General features: G+C 49.1%; 7 protein-coding genes and 1 pseudogene. 4 read left to right on the top strand and 4 right to left on the bottom strand.

Annotated elements, in window-relative coordinates; all coding sequences use genetic code 11:
- The 3 genes and pseudogenes from AC007G_RS26135 to AC007G_RS26125 form a co-directional block, all read right to left on the bottom strand.
- A pseudogene (locus AC007G_RS26135) lies at nucleotides 1-2,154 on the bottom strand (hypothetical protein); the annotation flags it as partial.
- An 18-nt stretch (nucleotides 2,155-2,172) separates the two neighbouring features.
- On the bottom strand, nucleotides 2,173-2,823 hold the full coding sequence (locus AC007G_RS26130) for a hypothetical protein (protein ID WP_085397143.1): 651 nt from the start codon (nucleotides 2,821-2,823) through the stop codon (nucleotides 2,173-2,175).
- Nucleotides 2,824-3,357: 534 nt separating this feature from the next.
- Complete coding sequence (locus AC007G_RS26125) at nucleotides 3,358-3,813, bottom strand: MarR family winged helix-turn-helix transcriptional regulator (protein ID WP_046852704.1); 456 nt, start codon at nucleotides 3,811-3,813, stop codon at nucleotides 3,358-3,360.
- Between the two features lie 75 nt (nucleotides 3,814-3,888).
- Between AC007G_RS26125 and AC007G_RS26120 the strand changes: the two genes are divergently transcribed.
- Entirely contained in the window at nucleotides 3,889-4,836 is a 948-nt protein-coding gene (locus AC007G_RS26120; RefSeq protein WP_032688136.1) for a quinone oxidoreductase family protein, read from the top strand.
- 162 nt (nucleotides 4,837-4,998) lie between these two features.
- Here AC007G_RS26120 and AC007G_RS26115 read toward each other — a convergent pair whose 3' ends face one another.
- On the bottom strand, nucleotides 4,999-5,901 hold the full coding sequence (locus AC007G_RS26115; protein ID WP_049267042.1) for a LysR family transcriptional regulator: 903 nt from the start codon (nucleotides 5,899-5,901) through the stop codon (nucleotides 4,999-5,001).
- A gap of 121 nt (nucleotides 5,902-6,022) precedes the next feature.
- Between AC007G_RS26115 and AC007G_RS26110 the strand changes: the two genes are divergently transcribed.
- From AC007G_RS26110 to AC007G_RS26100, 3 genes are all read left to right on the top strand, one after another.
- Entirely contained in the window at nucleotides 6,023-6,724 is a 702-nt protein-coding gene (locus tag AC007G_RS26110) for an SDR family NAD(P)-dependent oxidoreductase (RefSeq protein ID WP_032700195.1), read from the top strand.
- A 378-nt stretch (nucleotides 6,725-7,102) separates the two neighbouring features.
- A complete protein-coding gene (locus AC007G_RS26105) occupies nucleotides 7,103-7,459 on the top strand; it encodes a helix-turn-helix domain-containing protein (RefSeq protein ID WP_142630327.1) in 357 nt (118 codons plus the stop codon).
- A gap of 68 nt (nucleotides 7,460-7,527) precedes the next feature.
- Entirely contained in the window at nucleotides 7,528-8,691 is a 1,164-nt protein-coding gene (locus AC007G_RS26100) for a type I restriction endonuclease (RefSeq protein WP_133959361.1), read from the top strand.
- Nucleotides 8,692-8,787: the final 96 nt, after the last annotated feature.

Genomic DNA, 8,787 nt, shown 5'->3' with positions numbered 1-8,787 from the left:
CGTGTCCGCTCCGCTGCTCTCAATAATCGTGTCCTGCCCGTCTTCGGCGTTAAAGAGGTAGGTGTCATCCCCGTATCCGCCCTTCAGCTGGTCATTTCCTTTTCCTCCCCACAGCACATCGTTCGTGTTTTTGCCCGTCACGACATCCGCATTGTCACTGCCGGTAAATGTCAACGCCTCAGGAATACCTAATCTCACCCGGACATCTGCAAAGGATGGCAGGTATTCCATCCAGGCATACAGGACATTACTCACCTGCAGATAGCGCCCCATGTCCGTCTGCATCAGAGTATTCAGATGCGCCTCAAATGCCTCAAAGTTCAACGTCAGACCGCTGAGATCGGGGCTTAGCTGCAGATGAATAAAATCAAAATCACGGGTATATACTGTTGTGGCCAACAGGCAGGCTTCGGTATAGGCAGCAAAACGGCGGTATTCATCCTGTAATAAGGCCGCAGCGCTGCTCAGAGGGTTAACCGTACCGTTAACCGTGTTCCGGTATCCCCTACCAGCAGCGGTTTCGAGAACCGCAAGCTGTCGGGCATCGATATAGCTCCCGCGACTGTTTTCAGCGATATCCGTTACGCCTGCCCAGGTAAAAAGGAGCTTTTCGATGAGGCCAGACGCTTTAGCGGCCATGGGATCGGCCACAAACTGCTGAACCAGTGCGATAAGTTGCGGATTAAGACTCATTGCCGTATGCAGGTCGGCCATATTGCCAAACCCGCGGATATACGGTAGAGCCTGAATTTCAGCGGACAGGGTCACATCGCCTGTGTAGCGTGAGTATCCTTTGTTGGCCGCAAACCAGACGTCCGCCGATTGGCCGACAGCGCCATCTGAACGCGTAATGGTGCTGGTTTGCCGGTGGGCATTCCCCTGTTCATCAACATATTGTGACGTGCTGTAGCCGGTGCCAATGGCGGCCACACCGGCCTCTTCAAGGGAAAGTAACTCTCCTTCGTCAACCCGGCCGTTACTGTTCCCATCCTGCCAGATGCGCAATGACGCCCAGATAGCATCATCACTGTTCAACTGCCCGTCTTTATTTTCATCCAGTTCCTGCAAAGCCTGATAGCCATTGGCCGCCAGTTTGCCACTTTTCAGCAGCGTATTATTGCCAAAGAGTTCACTGCCGCTATCAATCTGCCCGTTACCATCACGATCGAATATCAGTAATCCGTCATCCGGAGCCACCCAGCCGGTGTTTTCCGCAAACTGGTTACCATCATGATCGAAGAAAACACCGCTGCTGACGGATAAGGTTTCGATGCCATCGCCGTCGAGGTCAATAATAATGGGGCTGGCCTGGTTTTCCGCACAAACCAGGTCAGGACCCATCACCGGATCCATAAAACCTGGCGTAAATAAATTCACCCCACCGATATTGATGGGGACAGAGCAGCCCTGAAGTAGCTGTTCGATACTGCTCATCAGCGTATCCAGCAAACTTTTATAATGCCCGATGATCTCGCCAAAATAGCTCCCCGGATAATTATCGCTCCCGGCGACCTCACCAAAGAGCGAATAAACCGATTCACGGGTGGTATTCAACCAGCTTTCCGTAAGATTAAGTAATTCGTTCGCCAGCGCGGCCTGTTCTCCAGGTATTGATTCAGCTGTGCTCCCGAAGAGCTCTTTGATTTTGTCGCGGATGCTGTTATAGGTATGGCTGACGGCATTATCAATCACGTCTTTTGCATCGAGGGCATCTTCCACCAGGTCATTCATCGTGTAATCATTATTGCCATTAATTTTTTCAGCGACGCCAAAAGGCGACTGAACTGAATCCAGAAAATCAATGCCCGCGCTTTTAAGGATAAAACTGGCAGCAGTAGTACAGTTAAAATCACTACCGTCACCGTCCGGAATAAGATCGTAGAGCGGAGGGAATTCTTTAAAGTCGCTGATAGCTCCGGCCATACTGCCGTATTGTTCTGCCGTTATTTCAATGGTTAACTGTTCAGAGGAAGTTCTTTGCTTAAGATAATTATCGCTATCCAACAAACCTTTTTTATTGAAATAACCAAGATCAGTAGGTGTAAATCCAAAATAGACCACACCACTTCCATCACTGAGTTCCAGCCATGTATGAATCGCACCCTGCCCATTAGTAAACAGGGAGTCATTTTTAATAGTTACTGTGTATGACATAACGGCATCCCTCTAAAATCATTTACCATAAACCCGACCAAACTTAAAAGTATATTCAACAAAATCCGGATGGTGACTATATATGTCTGGAATAATTATGTACCGCCCTCTATCTAGCCAAAAACTGGCATAATACCGACCAGCTCCAGCACGATCAATGAGACGAATAGTTTCATTTCCACCCCCCCTATTTTCTGTTGGAATTTTTATTTTCCGAACAACCTTATCATCCACAACACTATAAATACCAACTTCACCCTCAATTTCCTTGTTGAACAAAGTTAAAATCTCACGTTCTCTCTTTATTTTAGCTTGATAGTAGTCCGCACTACTTTTCTTTATTTTAGTTTGATAGTAGTACGTACTACTTTTATTGATTGACAACCCTGTATCAAAAAGTATGCTGATGCTGTATTCCCCTGGAATTTCTACGTCCACATGAAGCTGCTTAGGAGACAGTTTTCTTAATGGCTTGTTACCAGCGTCCCCCTCTGCTGTGGATTGCGCCACTTCTGCACTGGATTGATCCGCGCGGGTATATGGCGATATGGCCAGGAGAAATAATCCGGCCAGCACAGCAACAATACGCCAGCATTGTTTTGTGGGAAATATTTTCTGGTGATAATCAAACGGCCTTTGCAGAGAGATGAAAAAGAGCGGGTGTTGCATATAAAACCCTTATGTTTGCCAATGTTAATTTAATGGGTTTTATTTACTCCAGATCTTCAATGAGATCAAACAAAATCAGACGATAATTTTATTTCTATAAAATTCAAGATATTAAATCACTGACGCAATACAACGACAAGAATATATCCATTCATTACATCTATAAAATAAAGAATGGCATTCACTAAATAAACCAATGAACGAAAACCACGCTTTTATTTCATCATAAATAATATAAAAACCTTATGTTTTTATCTTTTCCATTCGCCACCTTGATAAATCAAAACCTCTGTTTCTGGATTTCATCACAAGCCTTGCCTTTATCATCTAATCCGACAAAATGCTCAGCCACAATCCCCGCTGTTTTTTCACCAACGGATTATTATTACGGCTGAGGAATACGCCGCAACAAGATGGGGACTGCAATGCCAACAATCTACAAAACCGCAGATCGGTTACAGACATTTGTCCAGATGTTGCAAGCGGCCATCTGACGGCAGAATCTTCTCTGCCGTCAATATCGACACCTGAGGACTACTTCCTCTGCAAGCTGTCAGCGTATTTGCGCGTCAGGCGAAACAGCGCCTCTACCTCTTCCTCAGCCCACTCTGCCAGTACCTGATTCATCAGCCGTGTCCTCGCCACCGCGATGCGTTTAATCACAGTTTTTCCCTGCTCGCTCAAGGTGACTTCGCTGATCCGCCGATCCTGGGCATTAGGTTGTTTGAACGCCAGTCCCTGCACCTCCAGTTTTTTTACCTGACGACTGACGGTGGTGTAATCGCGCCCCAGGCTATCCGCCAGTTCCACGACCCCTACCGGCCCGTAACGTCCGATGGCCACCAGCAGCGGAAACAGAATTTGATCGATTTGGACATCTGCGGCCTGAAGCAGCTGCTCATCACGAACGGGCTGGTTCATCACGCTAATGATATCGAGCAACGCGCCGTGGAAATCGGTAATGTCGTAATTATTATGTGCATCTTGCATATATTTTTTAACCGGGTATAGTGCCGTTATCTATTATGTGCATTTTACACATAATTGCCTTCAGGAGATAACATTATGAAAGCAGCCGTAGTTTTCGATCTGCAGCAGGGCCCTGTCTGGGCCGATTTTACCGATCCGCAGGCCGATGCCCATCACCCCCTGGTAAAAGTGAATGCCGCCGCCATCAGCCATGTGGTGAAAGGTCGCGCCTCCGGTAAGCATTACAGTTTCGACGGCAGGCTGCCGTTTGTGGTCGGCATTGATGGCGTCGGAACGCTGGCCGATGGGCAGCGGGTCTATTTTGCCTTCCCCACTGCGCCCTGGGGCAGTATGGCGCAGTGGGCGCCGGTCGCCGTCGAAAACTGCCTGCCTTTACCAGATGACCTGGATGATATCACCGCCGCCGCGATGGCAAATCCCGGAATGTCCGCCTGGGCCGCGCTCGTAAAGCGTGCCGGACTGGCCGCCGGAGAGAGCGTACTGATCAACGGCGCAACCGGCAGCGCCGGTCAGCTTGCTGTGCAGATTGCCCGCTTCCTCGGCGCAAGAAAGATCATCGCCACCGGTCGGAATACGCAGATGCTGGCCGCCCTCGGTGCCGACGTCTGTATCGACTTAACGGCAGACGATCCAACGCTACAGGCACAATTCAGCGAGCAGGCGGCACAGCAGGTTGATGTGGTGGTGGATTATCTATGGGGCCGCAGCGCCGAACTGATGCTGCCCGCGCTGGCGAAACACAGTCCAGGCAACGCACCGGTGCGCTACGTGCAGGTGGGGTCGCTTTCCGGCGCGGAAATTGCGCTCAACGGCGCGGTGCTGAGAGCGGCCCCGCTACAACTGATGGGCAGTGGTATCGGTAGCCTGTCGATGCCGCAGCTCCTGGCGGCGACCGGCGAAATGCTGCAGGCCGCCGTTGCAGGCGGTTTTACCATCGCCACCACCCCGCTTGCGCTCAGCGAAGTGGCGAACGCATGGCCGCGCGACAACAGCCAGAAACGCACCGTTTTTGTGATTAATTAAAAAAATCGCTTCCGCACAAAAGATGGGGTTGATATCTTAGATGAGAACTATTATCTTTCTCATTACCGAATAGTTGAGAAAAACACTCAGGTATTCGGTACGACATTGCTCACATTGCTTCCAGTATTTTTCGCCCGCACTTGTGCGGGCTTTTTTTTGCCATCATGCCACCTGCCGACAAACGCTCAACACCTGCTGGCGCAGCCAGCCATGACCGGGGGCAAGCTCCTGACGCGGATGCCACATCTGCGAGACGGTAATCTCCGGTGTGCTGACCGGCAGTTCAAACGCGACGATGCCCTCCCGCATGCCATGATGCAGACAAGAAGCCGGGACCAGCGCCACCAGCTGCGAGTCTCGGGCAACCGCCAGCGCAGCGGTAAACCCCGGCACCACCGCCGCAATTTTGCGGCTCAGACCCAATTCCGCCAGCGCGTCATCCACGGGCCCACGGACCATCCCATGGCGGGAAACAATCACATGCTCGCAGGCGGCATAGCGCTCGGGAGTAATTTGTCCGCCCTGCGCCAGGGGATGTGTTGGAGCCAGTACGCCAACAAAACGATCGCGAAACAGTGCCTGCAGCCGAATTTCCGGCCCCATATTTTTCAGCACCCCAATCTCCAGATCCACGCTCCCGTCGCGCAGAAACTGCGGTCCTTTTTCACTTTTGGCGACGAAATTAAGCTTCACTCCCGGCGCCTGCGCCGCACAGGCACAAATTAATGCCGGGCCAAAAGCTTCGACAAACCCCTCGTTGGTACGCAGAGTAAAGGTTTGCTCCAGCGTCGGAAGATGAAGCGGCGCAGCGGAGTTGTTGAGCACCGAACGCATCTCAGAAACTACGTTTTGCGTTCGCGCTTTTAAGTTTTGCGCATGCGGCGTTAAGACCATTTTGCGCCCGGCTCTCACCAGTAACGGGTCACCGGTGACCTCACGTAGACGGGTCAGGGTGCGGCTCATCGCCGAGGCGCTAAGCCCTGCGCGTCGCGCCGCCCCCGCCACGCTCTCTTCCGCCAGTAAAATATCCAGCGCCACAAGTAAATTAAAATCGGGATCGGTCATTTGCGCTCCTGGGTTCAGTCATGGCGTCTGCTGCATCTTATTACTGAAAATGCTGCGCCTTCCGCCTGATATGTCCTATGACTATAGTCATGGACTCACTCTTTGCTCAGGGAGTTTTATTATGACCACTATCGTTCGCCCTACCGTCCTGATTGTCGGCGCTTCACGCGGTCTCGGCCATGCGATGGCCGCTGAATTTCTGCGCCATGGCTGGAATGTGATCGGCACCGTACGCGATATTCAACCCACCACCCCGCTGCATCAACTCGCGCAGGAAAACCCCGATCGGGTACGTCTGGAAACGCTGGATATGTGTGACAATGACCAGTTGACCGCGCTGGATACAAAGCTCTCCGCTGACCGCCTGGATATGCTGTTTGTTAATGCGGGCACCACCAATCGCGATCCGACACAGACCATTGGCGAAGTCTCCACCGCGGAGTTTATTGCGGTAATGCTGACGAATGCCCTTGCGCCAATGCGGGTACTTGAACGCCTTCAGCACCATGTGACGCCGCAGGGCCTGCTGGGGGCGATGTCCTCAGGCCAGGGCAGCCTGACCAATAATCTCCGCGGCCAGCGCGAGCTCTACCGCGGCAGTAAAGCAGCGCTGAATATGTTTATGCGCAGTTTTGCCGCCCGCTCGACATCACGTCCGCTGGTGGTGATGGCGCCGGGGTGGATTCGTACCGCGCTGGGTGGCGATGACGCGCCGCTGAGTATCGAAGAGACGATTCCTCATCTGGTTAACGTGCTGCTGGCGAAACAGCAGAGGCCTGGTCTGGAGTACCTGGATTATCAGGGAAGAACCGTGCCGTGGTGATCCCGGATAGGCCAGCGCGTCCTCCGCCTTGAAAGAGCCCGGGACGATAATCCCGCAGAACGCATCAATTCCCATCGTTCCAGGACATCGGTGTTGAATTTGACGCCGAAACCTCTATCGTTAAGAAACCCGCCTTATATCTAAAAAAGACAGCAGCAGGAATGAATGCTAAATAGATATAAAATAAATCGCAAAAAAGAATCCCAACTATCATGTTTCCTTCTTAAAAAACCACACAACAACTTTTAACAGAAAATAAATATCCTTCAGTTTGTTATTTCACTCACAAAAAAAGCTTATGAAACCGTCTATCTTCAGAAAAAACACAATCTGTGCTTTATCCTGAACACAAATAGAGGTCATGAGGACACCCATTATATGAGGAAAGGAGAAAACGAAAAGATAGCATCCCGCCTGAAAGAAGCGCGAGGAATGCGAGGGGTTTCACAAAAAGCACTAGCCGAGATGTGTGGCTGGGCTCAGTCACGCATTGGCAATTATGAGTCAGGAATACGCCGTATCGACATTAATGATGCAATAACTTTATCCAAGTATTTAGGTATGGAACCTTCTGAACTAATGTTTGGGAAAGATGACAGCACACCCCATTTGCCATGCAGTGATGAGAAAAAATTACTGTGCATATTCAGAAAGTTACCAAAGAACGAACAAAGAAAAATGCTACGAGCATTTAACCGCAGATTAAAAGAAATTAATGAGTATGTTGAAAAATAGCCTAAGGGCTGCCATCCACATTAAACGCCCTTTTAAATCTACTACACATGCAAAGGTAACTGATGGTAATGGAAAACTTCAAATTAAGACTTAAAAATCACATTGAACATGTCAAAAATGTTGGTATTCATTGCACAACTGAAGAAACGACCAAACAGGCATTGATATTACCATTTTTGGACACTCTTGGATTTAATTCATATGATCCGCAGAAAGTGAAAGCAGAATATGGTGCTGACTTCCCGGGTGTAAAAGTGGGAGAAAGAGTCGACTATGCTCTCTTTTGCCAGGGTGTGCCGGTCATGTTCATTGAAGCAAAGGCCTTTAAAGAGAGAATTGATAACCACTGCCCACAACTTTCACGCTACTTTAACTGTACTCCAGAGGTGACAATTTCAGCGATAACAAATGGATTAGAATGGCGTTTTTTCACTGACCTCCAGGAAAAGAACATCATGGATCCAACACCATTCTTAAGAATTAGAATGGACAGCATTACTGACGCAGATGCCGAACAACTATTTAGGTTTCGCCATGATAAATTTAAACCTGAGGCGCTAAGGACTCTTGCTGAAGAAAGTGTATATATCTCAGCCTTCTCTAAAGTCATAAGCTCTAGCATGAAAGATATTGATTCTGAATTTGTAAGATATGTTGCATCGCGTGCAAATATTGGTCGCCAGCTCAACCAGAGATTTATTGACTCAATCACCCCTTTGGTAAGAGAGGCGGTACAACGTTCAGTTAGCGCCATGGTGGTATCCGGTCTTTCTGCAAATGCGCAAATCGCCGACGAAACAACCACTAAAGAAATCAGTGAGGTCACGGTCACTGACACCGCAATCGACCTGGTTGACCCAGACAACCCTAATATTGTGACAACGCCAAATGAGCGTTCACTTTTTGAAAAGATCGTGTCAATAATAGGTGCCGACAAAGATATTCAAGCTAAAGACACGGAATCATACTATGGTGTTCTTTATCAGGGGAAAACAAACAGATGGATCGTGCGCTATTATGATAAAAAAAGTCGCTCGTCCATACAAATACCTATTGAATTAACACCTATAGCAATCAATGAAATATCACGTGCACGACTTGAGCATGATGGGACGAGAATATACCTCGACAAACCCGAGGATATTCTAAGGATATCTGGGTTGATATTAGACGCATTCCAGTATGTAACTAATGATGAAAACTTCAAAAAGAAAAAAAATGAGACTACTTGAAATACACTCAATCCCGCGATATGCGGGATTTTTTAATGATGCCTTCTGCATAGTTAAAATCGTCAGGTGTCGCTGGCACAACTAGTTGTGACATCA

This window comes from Klebsiella sp. CSG-1 (assembly GCF_056521145.1).
This window is presented reverse-complemented; position numbering and strand designations above follow the sequence as displayed.

Bases quoted from the DNA above. Each gene is read 5' to 3' on its own strand.
- AC007G_RS26130 (WP_085397143.1), bottom strand. From the start codon at position 2,823: ATGCAACACCCGCTCTTTTTCATCTCTCTGCAAAGGCCGTTTGATTAT.
- AC007G_RS26125 (WP_046852704.1), bottom strand. From the start codon at position 3,813: ATGCAAGATGCACATAATAATTACGACATTACCGATTTCCACGGCGCG.
- AC007G_RS26120 (WP_032688136.1), top strand. From the start codon at position 3,889: ATGAAAGCAGCCGTAGTTTTCGATCTGCAGCAGGGCCCTGTCTGGGCC.
- AC007G_RS26115 (WP_049267042.1), bottom strand. From the start codon at position 5,901: ATGACCGATCCCGATTTTAATTTACTTGTGGCGCTGGATATTTTACTG.
- AC007G_RS26110 (WP_032700195.1), top strand. From the start codon at position 6,023: ATGACCACTATCGTTCGCCCTACCGTCCTGATTGTCGGCGCTTCACGC.
- AC007G_RS26105 (WP_142630327.1), top strand. From the start codon at position 7,103: ATGAGGAAAGGAGAAAACGAAAAGATAGCATCCCGCCTGAAAGAAGCG.
- AC007G_RS26100 (WP_133959361.1), top strand. From the start codon at position 7,528: ATGGAAAACTTCAAATTAAGACTTAAAAATCACATTGAACATGTCAAA.